The sequence below is a fragment of the Mobiluncus sp. genome, from assembly GCF_034180645.1.
Lineage (GTDB): Bacteria > Actinomycetota > Actinomycetes > Actinomycetales > Actinomycetaceae > Mobiluncus.
The window spans coordinates 20,492-35,551 of the sequence record NZ_JAXFNY010000016.1; the positions used below are offsets into that span (position 1 = coordinate 20,492).

The window sequence follows — 15,060 nt, forward strand, 5'->3', positions numbered from 1 at the left end:
ACTAGACTAGGAGTCATGTCCCAGCACAACCTTGGCAAACAGGAAAAACCCGGCGACCCCGATCAGTCCCCCACAAACGCAAAACCGGAGGGAGAACCTCGTGCGGGCAACAATCCTCGCGACAAATCCGGAAAAGCCCCGGCATCGAAACAATCACTGTGGCGCTCCACCGCTGACGTGTGGCCGTTCGTAGTGGGGTCTTTCGGGTGCGCGCTGGCGGCTTACTTTTTGACTTATGCCGGCTCGGCCTATGAACAGCCGAACTCGCTGACTACCGGAGCGACCGTCACGTTGATGATGGCCGGGTCTTGTGTGCTGGCTGCCACCGTGGGCCTGGTTCACCTGGCGTTTTCGATTGGCGCAAAAGTGTTGTGGGCCATCGGGGCTGGTCTGGGTGTGGTGCTGTCGGTGGCGGCCTTTGTTGTGGCGGGGATGCAGGCCGCGCCCGGTTTTGTGTTTTGCGTGGCGTTCCTGGTGCTATGCGTGCCGGGATACTTCCTGGGTCGGCGTGCTGACGACTACCGCGCCCAGTTCCCCAAACGCAGCCATTTCCTGGGCGACTGGGACTAAAACGGACTAAAGCCGCGAGTTTTGGCTGCAAAAATGGCCTTCTCGGGTGCCGGTCGAGGTAAAATTCCCTCGTAAGCAGGTTATTTTATGGAAAGTGCGGTGCGAAAATGACTGTTAGTTCCCAGCGAAAGTTCCTTTGTGGTCTGGCCGGGGCGGCGCTCCTCGCCGGAATGGGCGTTCCGGCAGCCAACGGGGCGAATCCCGAGGACCGTCTGGCCGGCCCTGACCGGGTGGCCACTTCTCTGGCGGCATCCGCCTATGGTGAAGCCAACACGGTGTACTTGGCGGCGCCGAACGGAATTCCAGATGCTATCACCGCCGGAGCTTTGCCGGGACGTATCGTCTATGGCGACCCTTGGGGTGGTGATACGTTTGGCCGAGTCAACTTTCTGCGCCAGATGGATACTCATCGGCTGGCTTATCTCGGCGGACCCGGTCTGTGGGGTGGCACCCCGGCGGGACTCAACGCCGCTTACCCGCCCGATTACCGTGTCGAAGCGACCCAGATTCAAGGCGCGGATCGCTACGAAACCGCGGCTCTGCTCTATGACCGTTGGGTTGAGCTCAATCATCATCCGCGCAACATCTCGGTATTGATTGCTAACGGCGGCTCTATGGTTGACGCGTTGGCGGCCGGAGCTTTGGACACTCCCATTCTGCTGGTGCAACCTGACGGAACCATTCCCGCCGCGACTCTGAAGCGTTTGCAACAAGGCGGAATTACTCAGATTACCGTGCTGGGCGGAACAGGCGCCATACCCGTGGCCACCACCCAGCAGCTGAGCAAATTCGTTTCGGGAGGCACCCCGACCCCGCCGACCACCAAGACTTCTGAAGGCAACTCAGGACCGGTGGAAGTCCCCTCGGCCGACACCCCCAAGACCGCGGAAAACATCGCCCGCTGGCAAAAGACCCTGCAAAATTACACGGAACTGTCCAAACCAAACGGAGAGATTGCTCAAAAGATTTCGGCCTCTTCGCAGTGGATTAAGTTTGGTGCGGAAGCTGAGAAATATACCCGCGAAACCATCGAGGATAATTGGTCTAAATTCTTGTTTGGAACCAAACAGAAATATTCCACCTATCCTTCGGTTGCCGCTCTCTATGCCGACAACAAAGCTGACGCAGATTGGTTCCTGTCCTCCGTGGTGCGCTCCGGCTACTACGGAGCCGACATCTCCCTGCCGCACGACCTGGCGACTTTTGAGGAAGTCGTCAAACAGTACGGAAGTTACTTTGGGGTCGATTACTCTTGGCTAGATGATACGTTCCTGGACAGCCTGCGGGAATCTTTCAAGTTGGAATTCGACACTTACCTGCATCGTGGCGTCACACCCGGATCGTGGACCATGGCCGGTTCGGTCATCAACGGGACTTATGATTACCAAAAGTGGCCGCTGGGGTTGGCTCCGCTGGTGTTTGAGCGCTACCAGACGTTCTGGCAAGAGCGCCTGCCCCAGTACCGCGCCGCGATTCCGAAAATTCAAGCCTGGTTGAACTCCGCGGGGGTTCCCGCAGCCACGCCCGCTCAGAGCGACCCGACCAATATCAAGCGGATTGGCGGAGCGGATCGCTTCGAGACGGCTCGCCTGCTGGCCCAAGCCCGTTCCAAGAAAACCTTGGGCTACAACAAGTCCCCGATTCAACACATCTACCTGGTCAACGGCACGGCCCTGGCCGATGCTGCCGTCGCCGGGTCGCTCAAGAACGGGGTGATCCTGCTGGTTAACGGGAACAGTTTGCCCCAAGCCACGACTTTGGCGCTGCGTGACCTCTATGCCTCCCATGGTGCCGGCCTGCGTATCTTGGCAGTTGGCGGGACCGCGGTCGTTCCTGACCAGGCGATTGATGCGGCCAAGACCCTGGTGCGCTAAACCCGGTGGAAAACCCGCGCGGGCTTGAAACCCGCGTCGGTTGGGTCCAGGCGTCGCCGGGCGCTGTGACTGACTTCAAAAGGACGTCCGCCCGCGCAAGGCGTCAAGCTGACGGCGTTCCTTTTTGGTCGGCCGCCCGGTGCCGCGCGGTCGATAGATGACGGCCGCATTAGCGGGATTCGTCAAGCGCTGTGGGGTGACGTCCTCATAACATTTCACGGCTTCAGGCGCCCCCACGCGCTTGGGAATCAGGGCTTTTACCTTGAGGACACGGTCGAAACCCGCGACCCGCAGCCGTACCTCGTCCCCCGCCCGCACCGCGCTGGAGGCTTTCGCACTGACCCCGTTGATTTTCACGTGCCCGGCGCGCGCCGCCGCGGTCGCCAAGGAGCGCGACTTCACCTGTCGCACCGCCCACAACCACACGTCGACACGCATTTTTTCCATTCCCCCAGTCTACCCGCAGCCGGGATTTTCGGCTGAAAACCGGGAGAATCTGGCGAAACTGCGAACCCTAGCGGGGTCGGGATTCGCAGCCCACCCCGTCGTGATCCCCGTCAAATTTGTCCCGGAATCCCGAATCCTGCGGAGTAATGGGCCGACCCAGGATTGCCCAGACTTCCCGGCAGTTGGCATAGCTAGCTCCCGGACCAGCTGGCACCCCGGGTGCGGGGTCTGCCACGGGAGGAGCCACGTTCTGCGGCGAGGCTGGCTGGTCCGGCGGGACGGATTCCGGCACGGTTCCGGAGGGGACGACCACCCCACTGTCGGCAGGCAGTGCCTGACCGGGACAATTGCTCAGAATTCGTACCATCGCGTCGCGTTCAGCCGGGGTCACCCACAGTCGATACTTCGCTTTGACCGCAATCTGGCGCGACACATAGGCGCACCGGAAGCCCTTATGCGGCGGCAGCCACGTCGCCGCGTCGCCGTCCGACTTTTGCTGGTTGAGCCGGCCGTCCACTGCCAACAGGTTCAACGGATCGTTCGCCAGGGTTTCGCGCTGCGCTGCGGTCAAGGCTTGGGCGCCTTTCTGCCACGCGTCGGACAGGGCGACCACGTGGTCAATCTGGATGGCCGAGGCTTGTGACTTATCAAAATACCTGGTTTCCCCGGAATATGGCTCCGCCAAAATCCCGCTCAACACCACGCATCCGCGCGTGTTCGCGCGCCAGGTTTTGTTGGTCAAATCGCGGTTCAGGATATCGTTGCGGGTGTCGCAGCCGTTCCGGTCGATATCGCGCCACCTCTGGCCGAATTCCGCGCGCCGATACCCGGTTTTCGCCGCCCGCCCTTTCACGGGCAAGGTCGCCAGCACAGTCGCGGCGTCTCCGGACGCTTCCGGCGTGGGGGTGGCGGCGGAACTGGGTTCAACAATGATTTCTGGGGTCTGCGTGGGGAAAGAGCCAGAAGGCGTGGGGGTGGGTTCCGCGGTGACGCGCGGCGCTTTGGTGGAAACGGTTGGGCTAGCAGAGACAGTAGGCTCAGAATCGCTGGCTTTGCTCCCTAATCCGTTACCGCATGCCACCATGGCGCACAGTATCCCCGCTCCCACCAGCAGCTTCTTGGCTTTGCTGGCTTTAGGCGGAGTCTGGGCTGGTCCGTTCGGCGGCGCCGGGGTTCCTTTCACAGCATCATTTTAAAGCGCAGTCAGGCTTTTTTGAGCGACCGGCCGCGTCCCCTGTTGCAAATTGGTGATTAAATCGGGGTTGCTGGTCTATATAACCACCTACCCCGATTTAATCCCCGATTTCTCACGCTCTCCGCTTGGCGCTACGCCTATATATGCGTATAGTTAGAGGTGTTAGGGCATCCGCTCTAACAAAAGGAAAGCCCCAAGGTTGCATCTTGGGGCTGGAGGACAAGGAGATTAAGATGATCGCGGTCATCGAAATCCTGATTTCCCTTCCTGAAGCTATTTTAGCACTGATTCTCATCCGTGAGAAGGTGCAGAAGCCGAAGGATAGTTAGGAAATCGCCCCGTCCCTTCACGGGGGCGGGGCTTCCTCCAAAAAAAGGGGCTACCATGTTTCTTTCACTGCGCGGCGTCGCTGCTTACACCAGTCTTTCCGAAAATACGCTAAAGGCGTACTCTCAGCGCGGCTATATGCCCGCGCCCGATGTTGAGATAGGCACGGGCGAAAAAGTCACAGCCAAAGGCTGGTCCACCGACACTATCGACCACTGGTTAGCCAATCGCCCGGGACGCGGGGCACGCACCGACCTGAAAAAGAGCCAGAAAAGCAAAGGCAGACTAGCAAAAAACGGCTCGAAAAACCCCGAAATACCGGATACAAAAAAGCTCCCGCGGCTGGATTCGAACCAGCAACCTGCCGATTAACAGTCGGACGCTCTGCCGTTGAGCTACGCGGGATTGCGGATAAGATTCTAACAGAACCTTTTCGCGAATGTCCACTCGCTGCGAGGTTACCGGTTTTAGGCCGGTAGGCCCGCCATGTCGCGCACCTGGGATTCCAAACTGGACAGCGCGGATAGGTCGCCCGGCGCCAGCGCCCCGAAAGCAACGACTTCGGAAAACCGGCTCCCGTCCGCCTTGGCCCGCACCGCAATCCGCACTTTCGTCCCGGAGGGCAGCGTCGAAAACTGGGTATAGATTTGGGACTTTTGCAGGTAAATCCGCGCGTAGTCCCCGAAGGCCTTAAGCATGGCCGAATCCGGGTTCTTCAGCAGCAGCGGCGCTTTGCCCGGGTCGGGCCAGGACACACTCAAAGTGTCGGTATCGCGGTCCCACCCAATCTGCTGCACCTCGTGCCACTCCCAGCGGGTCAACTCGCCGTCTCGCCTGATTAAGCCGCTGGGGTCGGCAAACAGCCACAAGTCTTGGTCCGCGAAGTACAGCGGTACACAGTTGCGTCCGCCGCGGGGCAGCAGCGGTTTCAGTTCTGCGGGGATTTTGCTTTTCCTCAGGCTCATGAACTCCACTGTATCTCAGCGGGCTACCTTCCCTCGCGGGCATTTCCACGCTTCCCGGCGGCAACACCGAAAATGCAAATTCGCGGCGTCCAGAAATACCACCTGAGCTCGGTAACTTGTTAGGATGTTTACGCCCTGTTAGCTCAGTCGGTCAGAGCAGCGGACTCATAATCCGTTGGTCGCGGGTTCAAGCCCCGCACAGGGCACCGCTAGAAACGTTGCAATAGCAATAAAAACGCCCATCAAGGTGTCGAGCAAAACCCCTCCGTGGGGTCTACGTGGGGTAAGCGAAACAGTTTCGGCGTGTCTTAATGGTGTTCCAACCCACCCACTAACCGGAAAGAAACAACAATGAACACACTCACCCCCGCCGCATCTCCTCGCGACGTTTATCTCGCTTCACGCTAGACTGAAAACCTAGCCGAAAGGGAACAAAAATGCAGATACACGCGATTGGCGGAGACCTCACCGAGATGAATGTGGACGCGATTGTCAACGCCGCGAACCCCTCCCTGTTGGGAGGCGGCGGTGTCGACGGGGCGATTCACCGAGCGGCCGGTCCGGAGCTGCTTGCTTCCTGTCGCAAGCTGCGTGCGACGCGTTTTCCCGACGGTCTGCCGGTGGGCGAAGCGGTCGCCACCAGGGGGTTCAACCTGGCCGCACGGTGGGTCATTCACACCGTCGGGCCCAACCGTCACGCCGGACAAACCGACCCGAAGCTGTTGCACGACGCTTTTGCGAACTCCTTGAGTGAAGCCGCACGGATAGGCGCCCACGACGTGGCGTTTCCCGCCATATCCGGCGGAGTCTACGGCTGGGATATGGCCCAAGTCGCGCGCATCGGCGTGGCAGCCGTGCGCGAGTGGGCCGCCGGGACCCACCCCTCTAGTGACACCGGCCTCCCGGGCGATTCCGCAGCTCCAGACCCCTCTCAAAACCCAGAACCTCCGATTGACAATGTGTATTTCGTCCTGTTTTCCCCCGACGCGCTGGAGCTGTTTCAGGCCGAAATCGCCCGCGCCGAACATCAGTACCTCAAGTCAGCTCCGACAGACTAACCCCGCGCCCCCGCACAAAGCGGCGACGCAACCGCTTTTACCGAGCTTCGCCAGCCCGCCGAACCTTATCCGATATGGCACTGTGCTCGCGTCGCTCCGGCCATGTCGTCTGCGTCAGCCTGCGCCAGGCTGCGCCAGCCCCGGCCTCCCACGGCGATTACCGGGAGCGCCGGTTCGCCTCCCGCAAAGCCCGCTGCGCCTCGCGGTCGTCCTCGCGCTGGCGGATAGTTTGACGCTTATCCCACTCTTGCTTGCCTTTCGCCACTGCAATCTCCACTTTCGCGCGTCCGCCCACAAAATATAACTCTACCGGCACAATCGTGTAGCCTTTCGCGGTGACGGCCCCCTCGAGTTTCGCGATTTCGCGCTTATGCAACAGCAGTTTGCGCTTCCGTTTCGGAGCGTGATTCGTCCAGGACCCGTAAAAATATTCCGGGATATTAGCCCCTTGCAGCCATGCTTCCCCGCGGTCGACCTCGACCCAGGCTTCCGCGAGTGAAGCCCGTCCCATTCGCAAAGCCTTGACTTCAGTGCCGGTCAGCGACAATCCCGCCTCGTAGCGGTCCTCCAAGAAATAATCGTGCGCGGCTTTCTTGTTCCGGGCGATGACTTTCTTGGCGTCCGACTCCGCTTTGGCACGCTGAGAGGGGGTCAGCTTCCCTGGCTGACCCGCCCCCTTAGCAGCTTTTTTACCCATAGAGTGCAATTTTAGCGCAAAAGCGGGGCCTGCCAACTTTTCCCCGCGGCGCCCCTCGGTCTCCACAAGGCCGGGTGTCCGCCAGCCCCGTGACGGGCTCGTCACTGACACTGCACAAGGCCGCCCGCTCGCCTACCCGGTCTGGTGACGCCGCCCTTGTGAGGGGAGTGCCTACAGCACTCCCAGCGGGTTGATAGTTTTCCCGTTTTGCCAAACTTCAAAGTGCAGGTGGCACCCGGTAGAACCGCCGGTCGAACCGACCAAGCCGATGACCTGGCCCTTTTGCACGGAAGCGCCGACCGAAACTTTGAACTGGGACTGGTGGCGGTAGGTCGTCTGCCACTTGGAACCGTTGATGGTGCCGTGGTTGATATACGTCGATTTCCCGCCGGTCCCCTCCCAGCCAGCAAAGGTCACTGTTCCGGACTGCGAGGCATAAATCGGAGTTCCGCAACCTATCCCGAAGTCCGTGCCGGCATGGAGCCGCCGCGTTTTTGTGATGGGGTGAACCCGGTATCCGTAAGGCGAAGTCACCGATAGTGATGAGAGGGGTGCGCCAAAAATTCCTCCCGAGATGGAGCGAGCCGGCATAGCGTCCGGCTGTTGATTGAGCGCGGCAATTCGCGCCGCCGCGGCCGCCTGCGTGGCCTGTTCGTCCGCGATTTGTTTCTCAAACGCCGCCCGCTGATTGTTCAGCTGCCCCTGCTGGGCGACCTGTTTTTGTTGCAACTCCTGAAATTCGCCCAGTTTTCGTTGCTGTTCGGCGCGGGCTTCATCAGCGGCTTGCACCGCCTGCTGCGCCTGAGCCTCCAGTTCCCCAATGCGGACGGTCACGGCTTCCTGGCGAGCCCGGGCGTTGTTGTTAGCCGCGTTGGCCTCTTGAGCTTCCACAATGGCACGATTTTGCGACTTGGTCGCCGTGGATGCCACCTGCGCCCGCAGCGTGAGTTCATCTAGGGACTGGGAATCCAGCAGCAAGGAAAGCGGCGAAGTTTCCAGCATCGCCCCGCGGTAAGCCATACGCGCCATCTGACCGATAGCGACTTGCGTTTTTTCAATGGTTTGCTCGCCCTGGGCAATCTGTTCGCGCAGTTCCTGTTTCTGACGATTCGCAATCTCTAACCGGCTTTGAATCTGTTGGTGTTTAGCCTGCGCATCAGCCAGTTTCGCCTGTGCATTGGCGACCTCAGTTTGCGCCACAGGAATGGCCGCTTTCGTTTGTTCCAGAGCTACAGCCAGTTGGACCAGATTCGCGTTAACCCCCTCCAGCTGGGCCGCGAGTTCCGCTTGTTTCTTTTTCGAGGCGGCTTGTTGTGCCTCGAGTTTCTTGCGTTCGTCCGAATTCTTATCAGCCCGCACAAGGCCGGTCGCGCTCGCGCTCGCCGCGCTAGCGTTCGCGGGGGTGAGCGCCGCGTTGGCATGACTGAGCGAAACTGTGGACATCGAGGCAATTCCGAGTGCCGCCAGCGCCCCCACCAGGGCGGTAAATTTGCTTCGCACGTGCTCACCTCCTTTTCCAGCTTTCCCCGACAACGCGCCGTGCTTAAAAAGTTTAGCGAAATGCCGCGACTTTCCCGGTCCGAAACATAGTCAACAGAACCCTAAACTCTGGTGTAGCGGTTCAGGGAGGCCGCCGAAGCCACGATTGCCAGCAAAATGGCCGCCAACACCAGGAACGGCGCAATGAGCAACACATCGTTAGTCGAAATGAGCTCGACGACCCCGGAAAGTCCCGATAACCAGGACCCAACCAGGAACTTTACGCTGGCCCACAGAATCGCCACCGACCCTAGGGCGCCAATCGTCGCCGCGATAGCGCCCTCCACCATAAACGGCAGCTGCACAAACAGGTTCGAGGCTCCGACCAGGCGCATAATGGAAGTTTCGCGTTCCCGACTCATCGCGGACAGCCGGATAGTGGTGGTAATCAACAGGACCGCGGCGATAATCATCGCCACGGCCAGCCCGATGGCTAGGTAGGTCGCCTGATGCAACCCGATCAAGAGTTTCTCCAGAATCTGCTTTTGATCAATAACTTGGGCGACTCCGTCGCGTCCCTGCAGTTCCTCAACGACCACCCGGTACTGTTCCGGGTTCTTTAGCTTGATTCTAAACGATGCGGGCATCATATCCGCTTGGACATATTGATAATACTGTTCGGTTCCGGCCAGCTTTTTGAAACTCTCGAAGGCTTCTTCCTTCGTCTCAAAATACACATTGTCGATGTACTTGCTGAGCCGCTCGGACTTCAACTGTTCGTCAATCGCCGCAATCTGGGCCTCGGTGGCTTCTTGACCGTTGCAGTTGGGAGACACGTCGTCCTTGGTACACATCGACACGGAAATCTCGATTTTGCCGTACCAGGTGTCGCGCAAGTTATTAATCTGCATTTCCGCCAGCACTGCCGAGCCAACAAACAGCAGCGAGACACAGGTCACGATAATGACCGCGACCGTCATCGCCAAATTGCGCCGCAAACCCTGGCCTACCTGGGATAATACGAAAGTTAGTCGCATTATTTACGGCCTCCTTTCCGCGCCGTACCGACACCTTTCGGTTTCGCTAACGCCCCCGCGACGTCAGAAGTGCGGTCGGTACCGTCGGCGGATCCTTTCGGGGCTGAGGCTCCGTAGATGCCGCGAGCCTGGTCGCGCACGACCTGGCCTTCGTCCAGTTCGATGACGCGTTTGCGCAACTGGTTCACGATTTCTTCATCGTGAGTAGCCATCACCACGGTGGTGCCCGCCCGGTTAATCCGGTCCAGCAGTCGCATAATTCCCAAGGACGTAGAGGGGTCCAGGTTTCCGGTCGGCTCGTCCGCGAGCAGAATGGGCGGACGGTTCACCATGGCGCGAGCAATCGCCACGCGCTGCTGCTCGCCGCCGCTGAGCTCATGGGGAAAACGTTTGTCTTTGCCGCCCAAACCAACCATCTGGAGTACTTCGGGGACGACCCGGCGAATGACCCGGCGCGGCTTGCCGATAACCTGCAGGGCAATCGCCACGTTGTCATAGACGTTCTTGTTTTCTAACAGGCGAAAGTCTTGGAACACCACGCCGACTTGGCGGCGCAACCCCGGCACTTTCCACCTCGACAGTCGCCCCAGGTCCTTGCCCAAGACCAGAATCTTTCCCTCCGTGGCGCTTTCTTCGCCCAGAACCAGCGAGAGAAACGTGGACTTTCCTGATCCGGAAGTCCCGACCAGGAACACGAACTCTCCCCGGTCAATCGTGAGACTCACGTGGTCCAGCGCCGGGCGCGCTCCCCGCTTGTAAATTTTGGTGACGTTGTCGAAGGTAATCAACCTTTTCCGCTCCCCAGTTCAGTTTCAGGTACGCTTCTAAGTCTATTTATAACAAAACGATAAAAACGGAGTGACACCCGCAGAAGTGCAATCGCAGGGGAAATCCGCGATTATTACCGCGCAAAAGGGCGTTCGTGGGGTGAGTCTTTCCCGTCTGTTTCTCGGTGAGTCCGCTACTGGTCGTGCTTTTCTTGATGTTTGCGCCAGCGAATCGCCGCGTCGATGAATCCGTCCAGGTCGCCATCAAATACACTGTCCGGGTTGCCCGATTCGTAGCCGGTTCTGAGGTCTTTGACCAATTGCTGGCCATAGAGGAAGTAGGAGCGCATCTGGTCGCCCCACGAGGCTTTGACGTCCCCCGCCAGCTCCTTCTTCTTATCGTGTTCTTGCTGGTGGCGCAGCATCAACAGGCGTGACTGCAACACGCGCATCGCGGCGGCCCGGTTTTGAATCTGGGATTTTTCGTCCTGCATCGAGATGACGATGCCGGTGGGCAGGTGGGTCAGGCGCACCGCCGAATCTGTCGTGTTCACAGACTGGCCGCCCGGCCCGGAAGAACGGAACACATCAATCTTGATGTCGCTCTCGGGCACTTCGATGTGGTCGGTCGTCTCAATCAGGGGAATGACTTCCACCGCCGCAAAAGAAGTCTGGCGCTTACCCGCCGCATTAAACGGGCTGACCCGCGCCAGCCGGTGCGTCCCTGCTTCTACTGACAACATTCCGTACGCATAAGGGGCATCGACCTGGAACGTCACCGACTTAATCCCCGCTTCTTCCGCATAGGACGTATCCAGCACCTTCGTGGCATAGTTGTGTCGCTCGCAATACCGCAGGTACATCCGCAGCAACATCTGGGCGAAGTCGGCGGCATCAACCCCGCCCGCCCCGGAACGAATCGTGACGACCGCGAAACGTTCGTCATATTCCCCGTTCAGCAGGGTTTTCACCTCCATCGCGTCCAGGTCCCGTTTCAAGGTTTCATAGGTTTGCTCCGCATCGGTGAGAATCGCGTCGCGGTCCTCCCCGCTTTCTTCCGCCCCCAGCTCGACCAGGGCCTCCAAATCGTCAATCCGCGCCTGCATCGCTCGTAAACGCTGCATATCGGCCTGCGCTACCGACAGCGTTTGCGTGACTTTCTGGGCGTTTTCTTGGTCGTCCCACAAGTCCGGGGCGGCGGCTTGTTTCGTCAAGTCGGCAATCTTTTGCTCCAGCAGCTCCGGGTCCATCACCGCCGAAATCGTCGCGAAAGACGCGCGCAGTTTCTCAATCAGGGGCTGAAAATCATCGGGGGAAATCACCTTTTTACCTTACTGGTAATCCGGGGCGGTTCTCAAATAAGTTGCGTTGCGTGGCGCTGGGTCTATACTTATCCGGTGGCTCGCATCTCCGAGTTTAATCCTGGCCGCAAAATCTCGGCGGCATTCCTGATAACTATCCTGGTGGGAACGGTATTGCTGATGCTTCCGGCGTCCCGGAGCGGCACTGCGGTTGCCATGACTTTCGACATCGTCACCCCCCGAACTATCCCCGCCGGCGTCCCCGTCTGTGGGCCGGCGTTAGCGGACGGCGCTCCCCTGTCGATTGCGCTCTTCACCGCTACTTCCGCCACCAGCGTGACGGGGCTAATCGTGGTCGACACGGGGAGCTACTGGTCCGCTTTCGGTCAAGCTGTCATCTTTGCCCTCATTGAGTTGGGCGGTATCGGCACCATGACCATGGTCACCCTGCTCGCCTCGGCCTTGCGCAAACGCGCCACTTTCGAGGATCGTGCCATCGCCAAAGTGTGGTTCGGCTTGACTCCGCGTGAAGTGCGCCATTCTGTGGCGCAAATCGTGGTCGCCTCGTTCCTGCTGCAACTGGTGTTTTCTGTCTTTAACAGTCTCTATCTGTGGTTTTCCGGGCACGCCGCCTCACCGCTGCAGGCGGTGGCGCACGGGGTTTTCCTCACGGGTTCCGCTTTCAACAATGCCGGTTTCGCCCCTTACGAAGACTCCCTGATGAGTTTTAGCGCCGACCCCTTCCTGCTGTTGAGCTTGGCCGCGCTCATCGTGATAGGAGGCTTAGGCTTCCCCGTCTGGCTGGTGCTCTACCACTACGGCCTGCACTGGTGGAAATGGGGCATGAACACTCGTATTATGCTGCTGGGAACCGCGGTGGCGATTGTCTTCGGCTGGGTCGCCATCACGGCTCTGGAATGGCGCAATCCCGATACTTTAGGGGCGATGCCGGTTCCGCAGCGTTTCCTCAACGGGCTGTTTTGCTCAATCTCGCCGCGCACCGCGGGTTTCAACTCCCTCGATATTTCCCAACAGTACCCGGAGACCTGGCTCATCACCGATGGGCTGATGCTGATTGGTGGGGGTCCGGCCGGTACCGCGGGAGGTATGAAAATCACTACGGTGACCGTGGTGATGGCGACCCTCTGGGGTGAAATCCGGGGGGCTCACGCCATCAATATCCTGGGTTGGCGCTTGGCCCGTTCGGCTCAGCGTCAAGCCTTGGCGGTGTTTTCGCTGTTTTCCGGCCTGGTCGCGGTGGGAACTTTCCTGCTGATGCTCTTTACACCTTTCAACCTCAACCAGTGCCTGTTTGAAATCTGTTCTGCCCTGGGCACCGTGGGTCTGAGTACCGGAATCACCCCCATGTTGCCTGTTGCGGCGCAGTTCATGGTCATAATTTTTATGATTCTGGGACGTGTCGGACCGCTGACTTTGGCGGCGGCTCTCGCGACCCGGAAACGACCGGTAGCCTACGAACTTCCTCGTGACCATCCCCTTATCGGTTAGGACAAAGCAAATGAATATGTTTAATCACAACTCCACCCCAAACTCCCCGGCCCATCCGGCCGGTAACCCGCAAAGCGCCGTCGTCATCGGCTTGGGACGCTTCGGCCTGAGCATGGCGACCGAGTTGGAGGCCAGCGGGGTGGAAGTACTGGGTATCGACTGTAACCCAGAAGTCGTACAACGTGCGTCGGCGCTCCTGCGGCACGTGGTGCGGGCTGACGCCACCGACAAGGAGGCGCTGACTCAGCTGGCGGTCGAGGAGTACGCCTGCGGGGTGGTCACGATTGGCGCCGACCTCGCCGCCTCAATCCTGAGCGCCTCCGCCCTGCTGACCCTGCACTGTCCCCAAGTGTGGGCGAAAGCCTCCAGCGCGGAACAGGGCGAAATCCTCAACCAGATGGGCATCACTCGCGTGTTCTATCCGGAATCCGAGATGGGCTTGCGCGCTGCCCACCAGGTCGCGCAGTCTTTCGAGAACTACATTGACCTGGGGCACGGGTTTGCCTTGGTCATCACCAGTTTGGGGCCGCGCTACTGCGGGAAAACCCTCGGTGAGCTCGATGTGCGCCGCCGCGATGGATTCTCTATCGTGGCGATTGAATCGGCTTCCGGCACTTGGGAGACCGCTCACGCCCAGACCATACTGTCCCCTGACGACCGGGTCATGGTGGTGGCGCCGACTCGGATTATCTCCAAAGTCACCCGCCAAGATTAACGAAAAATCCTTGTAATCGTAAAAGAAAAGGACAACTTCCGTAAAGTAAAATTGTTTTACGTAATCTTAACATTGGCCCCGCGCTAGCCTTAACAATCCTTTCTTACTATCTGACTTGGGAGTAAAAGTTCGATGTATGAAAGGAACACAATGAAAATCTCTCGTATTGGCGCAATTTTTGGCGCTGGTTTGCTTTCCATGTCTTTACTGACCGGCTGTGCCGGCGGTGGCGATAAGGCCGCTTCCGGTACTGACACCGAGTCCAGTGAACCGACTTCGACCCTGAGCGGCACCGTCACCGGTTCCGGCTCCTCCGCGCTGCTGCCCCTGGCAAAAGCCGCGGCCGATGCTTTCATGAAAGACAACCCCGATGTGACCGTCACGATGAACGGCGGCGGTTCCGGTGAGGGTCTCAAGCAGGTTGCGGCCGGTTCCGTAAACATCGGTAACTCTGACGTTTTCGCTTCTGAGAAGCTCGATGCGACCCAGGCCGCCGACTTGGTCGACCACAAGGTCTGCACCATCACGATGGCTCCGGTGGTCAACAAGGATTTGGGGGTCACGGACCTCACTACCGCCCAGTTGACCGACATCTTTACCGGAAAGACCACAAACTGGAAGGAAGTTGGCGGCCCGGACGAAAAGATTGTGTTGGTCACCCGCCCGTCCTCCTCCGGTACTCGCGCCCTGTTTAAGACCTGGGCGCTGAACGGTGCCGAGGAAGCCTCCAACCAGTCCCTCGAGACCGACGACTCCGGTACTCTGCTCCAGACCGTGACCCAGAACAAGGGCGCTATCGGCTACGTGGCTCTGTCCTACCTGGCTGGCAAGGACGAAGTTCAGCCCCTCGCTATCGATGGCGTGGAACCGACCTTGGAAAATACCTACAACGGCAAATACAAGGTGTGGGGCTTCGAGCACATGTACACCAAGGGTGAGCCTGATGAAGTAACCAAGGCTTTCCTTGACTACATGATGGGCGACAAATTCGCTGGCGACCTGGAAAAGATGGGCTACGGCGTGTCTTCCAAGATGTCCTCGGAAGCCACCGATTCTCACCCTGACCCCGCGGCCTAAAGAGGCTCAGGCGCAACTGAACAAATGGCTACCACAGCTTCT

General features: G+C 59.3%; 15 protein-coding genes and 2 tRNA genes. 8 read left to right on the forward strand and 9 right to left on the reverse strand.

The window, feature by feature from the left end; genetic code table 11:
- The first annotated feature begins 15 nt into the window (after positions 1–15).
- Together SPI05_RS06960 and SPI05_RS06965 are read left to right on the forward strand one after the other, a co-directional pair.
- Entirely contained in the window at positions 16–570 is a 555-nt protein-coding gene (locus SPI05_RS06960) for a hypothetical protein (RefSeq protein WP_321077346.1), read from the forward strand.
- 107 nt (positions 571–677) lie between these two features.
- Positions 678–2,444, forward strand: coding sequence for a cell wall-binding repeat-containing protein (locus SPI05_RS06965; RefSeq protein ID WP_321077348.1), 1,767 nt, complete (start codon positions 678–680; stop codon positions 2,442–2,444).
- Between the two features lie 75 nt (positions 2,445–2,519).
- Here SPI05_RS06965 and SPI05_RS06970 read toward each other — a convergent pair whose 3' ends face one another.
- Both SPI05_RS06970 and SPI05_RS06975 read right to left on the reverse strand, forming a co-directional pair.
- Complete coding sequence (locus SPI05_RS06970; protein WP_297724311.1) at positions 2,520–2,891, reverse strand: RNA-binding S4 domain-containing protein; 372 nt, start codon at positions 2,889–2,891, stop codon at positions 2,520–2,522.
- A 67-nt stretch (positions 2,892–2,958) separates the two neighbouring features.
- The gene (locus SPI05_RS06975) at positions 2,959–4,074 is read right to left on the reverse strand and encodes a DUF1524 domain-containing protein (protein ID WP_321077350.1); all 1,116 of its coding nucleotides are present in this window, start codon (positions 4,072–4,074) and stop codon (positions 2,959–2,961) included.
- Between the two features lie 218 nt (positions 4,075–4,292).
- Here SPI05_RS06975 and SPI05_RS06980 point away from each other — a divergent pair, with 218 nt between their 5' ends.
- The gene (locus SPI05_RS06980) at positions 4,293–4,415 is read left to right on the forward strand and encodes a hypothetical protein (RefSeq protein WP_321077352.1); all 123 of its coding nucleotides are present in this window, start codon (positions 4,293–4,295) and stop codon (positions 4,413–4,415) included.
- A 331-nt stretch (positions 4,416–4,746) separates the two neighbouring features.
- Here the strand turns inward: SPI05_RS06980 and SPI05_RS06985 are convergent.
- Positions 4,747–4,818, reverse strand: a tRNA-Asn gene (locus tag SPI05_RS06985).
- Between the two features lie 62 nt (positions 4,819–4,880).
- Positions 4,881–5,378, reverse strand: coding sequence for a hypothetical protein (locus SPI05_RS06990; protein WP_321077354.1), 498 nt, complete (start codon positions 5,376–5,378; stop codon positions 4,881–4,883).
- Between the two features lie 132 nt (positions 5,379–5,510).
- Between SPI05_RS06990 and SPI05_RS06995 the strand changes: the two genes are divergently transcribed.
- Positions 5,511–5,584: transfer RNA gene (locus tag SPI05_RS06995), tRNA-Ile, on the forward strand.
- A gap of 231 nt (positions 5,585–5,815) precedes the next feature.
- Positions 5,816–6,436 carry an O-acetyl-ADP-ribose deacetylase gene (locus tag SPI05_RS07000; protein ID WP_321077356.1) on the forward strand — a complete coding sequence of 207 codons (621 nt, stop codon included), beginning with the start codon at positions 5,816–5,818 and terminating at the stop codon, positions 6,434–6,436.
- Positions 6,437–6,593: 157 nt separating this feature from the next.
- On the opposite strand, the gene smpB is transcribed toward SPI05_RS07000, so the two are convergent.
- The 5 genes from smpB to prfB form a co-directional block, all read right to left on the reverse strand.
- Complete coding sequence (gene smpB / locus SPI05_RS07005; protein ID WP_307742294.1) at positions 6,594–7,133, reverse strand: SsrA-binding protein SmpB; 540 nt, start codon at positions 7,131–7,133, stop codon at positions 6,594–6,596.
- Positions 7,134–7,304: 171 nt separating this feature from the next.
- On the reverse strand, positions 7,305–8,633 hold the full coding sequence (locus SPI05_RS07010) for a peptidoglycan DD-metalloendopeptidase family protein (RefSeq protein ID WP_321077358.1): 1,329 nt from the start codon (positions 8,631–8,633) through the stop codon (positions 7,305–7,307).
- Between the two features lie 101 nt (positions 8,634–8,734).
- Positions 8,735–9,649: a permease-like cell division protein FtsX gene (gene ftsX, locus SPI05_RS07015; RefSeq protein ID WP_321077360.1), complete on the reverse strand. Its 915-nt coding sequence runs from the start codon at positions 9,647–9,649 to the stop codon at positions 8,735–8,737.
- Complete coding sequence (gene ftsE, locus SPI05_RS07020) at positions 9,649–10,437, reverse strand: cell division ATP-binding protein FtsE (protein ID WP_321077362.1); 789 nt, start codon at positions 10,435–10,437, stop codon at positions 9,649–9,651. Before ftsE ends, ftsX begins: the two co-directional genes overlap by 1 nt.
- A 173-nt stretch (positions 10,438–10,610) precedes the next feature.
- Positions 10,611–11,738: a peptide chain release factor 2 gene (prfB, locus tag SPI05_RS07025; RefSeq protein WP_321077364.1), complete on the reverse strand. Its 1,128-nt coding sequence runs from the start codon at positions 11,736–11,738 to the stop codon at positions 10,611–10,613.
- 75 nt (positions 11,739–11,813) lie between these two features.
- Here prfB and SPI05_RS07030 point away from each other — a divergent pair, with 75 nt between their 5' ends.
- The 3 genes from SPI05_RS07030 (at position 11,814) to SPI05_RS07040 (ending at position 15,018) form a co-directional block, all read left to right on the forward strand.
- Positions 11,814–13,226 carry a TrkH family potassium uptake protein gene (locus tag SPI05_RS07030; protein ID WP_321077366.1) on the forward strand — a complete coding sequence of 471 codons (1,413 nt, stop codon included), beginning with the start codon at positions 11,814–11,816 and terminating at the stop codon, positions 13,224–13,226.
- A 10-nt stretch (positions 13,227–13,236) separates the two neighbouring features.
- Complete coding sequence (locus SPI05_RS07035; protein ID WP_297346355.1) at positions 13,237–13,941, forward strand: potassium channel family protein; 705 nt, start codon at positions 13,237–13,239, stop codon at positions 13,939–13,941.
- A gap of 150 nt (positions 13,942–14,091) precedes the next feature.
- Entirely contained in the window at positions 14,092–15,018 is a 927-nt protein-coding gene (locus tag SPI05_RS07040) for a phosphate ABC transporter substrate-binding protein (RefSeq protein WP_321077368.1), read from the forward strand.
- Positions 15,019–15,060 lie beyond the last annotated feature (42 nt).

What these genes read in the sequence shown, in the direction of transcription:
- SPI05_RS06960 (WP_321077346.1), top strand. Translation starts at nt 16, where the DNA reads ATGTCCCAGCACAACCTTGGCAAACAGGAAAAACCCGGCGACCCCGAT.
- SPI05_RS06965 (WP_321077348.1), top strand. Translation starts at nt 678, where the DNA reads ATGACTGTTAGTTCCCAGCGAAAGTTCCTTTGTGGTCTGGCCGGGGCG.
- SPI05_RS06970 (WP_297724311.1), bottom strand. Translation starts at nt 2,891, where the DNA reads ATGGAAAAAATGCGTGTCGACGTGTGGTTGTGGGCGGTGCGACAGGTG.
- SPI05_RS06990 (WP_321077354.1), bottom strand. Translation starts at nt 5,378, where the DNA reads ATGAGCCTGAGGAAAAGCAAAATCCCCGCAGAACTGAAACCGCTGCTG.
- SPI05_RS07000 (WP_321077356.1), top strand. Translation starts at nt 5,816, where the DNA reads ATGCAGATACACGCGATTGGCGGAGACCTCACCGAGATGAATGTGGAC.
- smpB (WP_307742294.1), bottom strand. Translation starts at nt 7,133, where the DNA reads ATGGGTAAAAAAGCTGCTAAGGGGGCGGGTCAGCCAGGGAAGCTGACC.
- ftsX (WP_321077360.1), bottom strand. Translation starts at nt 9,649, where the DNA reads ATGCGACTAACTTTCGTATTATCCCAGGTAGGCCAGGGTTTGCGGCGC.
- SPI05_RS07035 (WP_297346355.1), top strand. Translation starts at nt 13,237, where the DNA reads ATGAATATGTTTAATCACAACTCCACCCCAAACTCCCCGGCCCATCCG.
- SPI05_RS07040 (WP_321077368.1), top strand. Translation starts at nt 14,092, where the DNA reads ATGAAAATCTCTCGTATTGGCGCAATTTTTGGCGCTGGTTTGCTTTCC.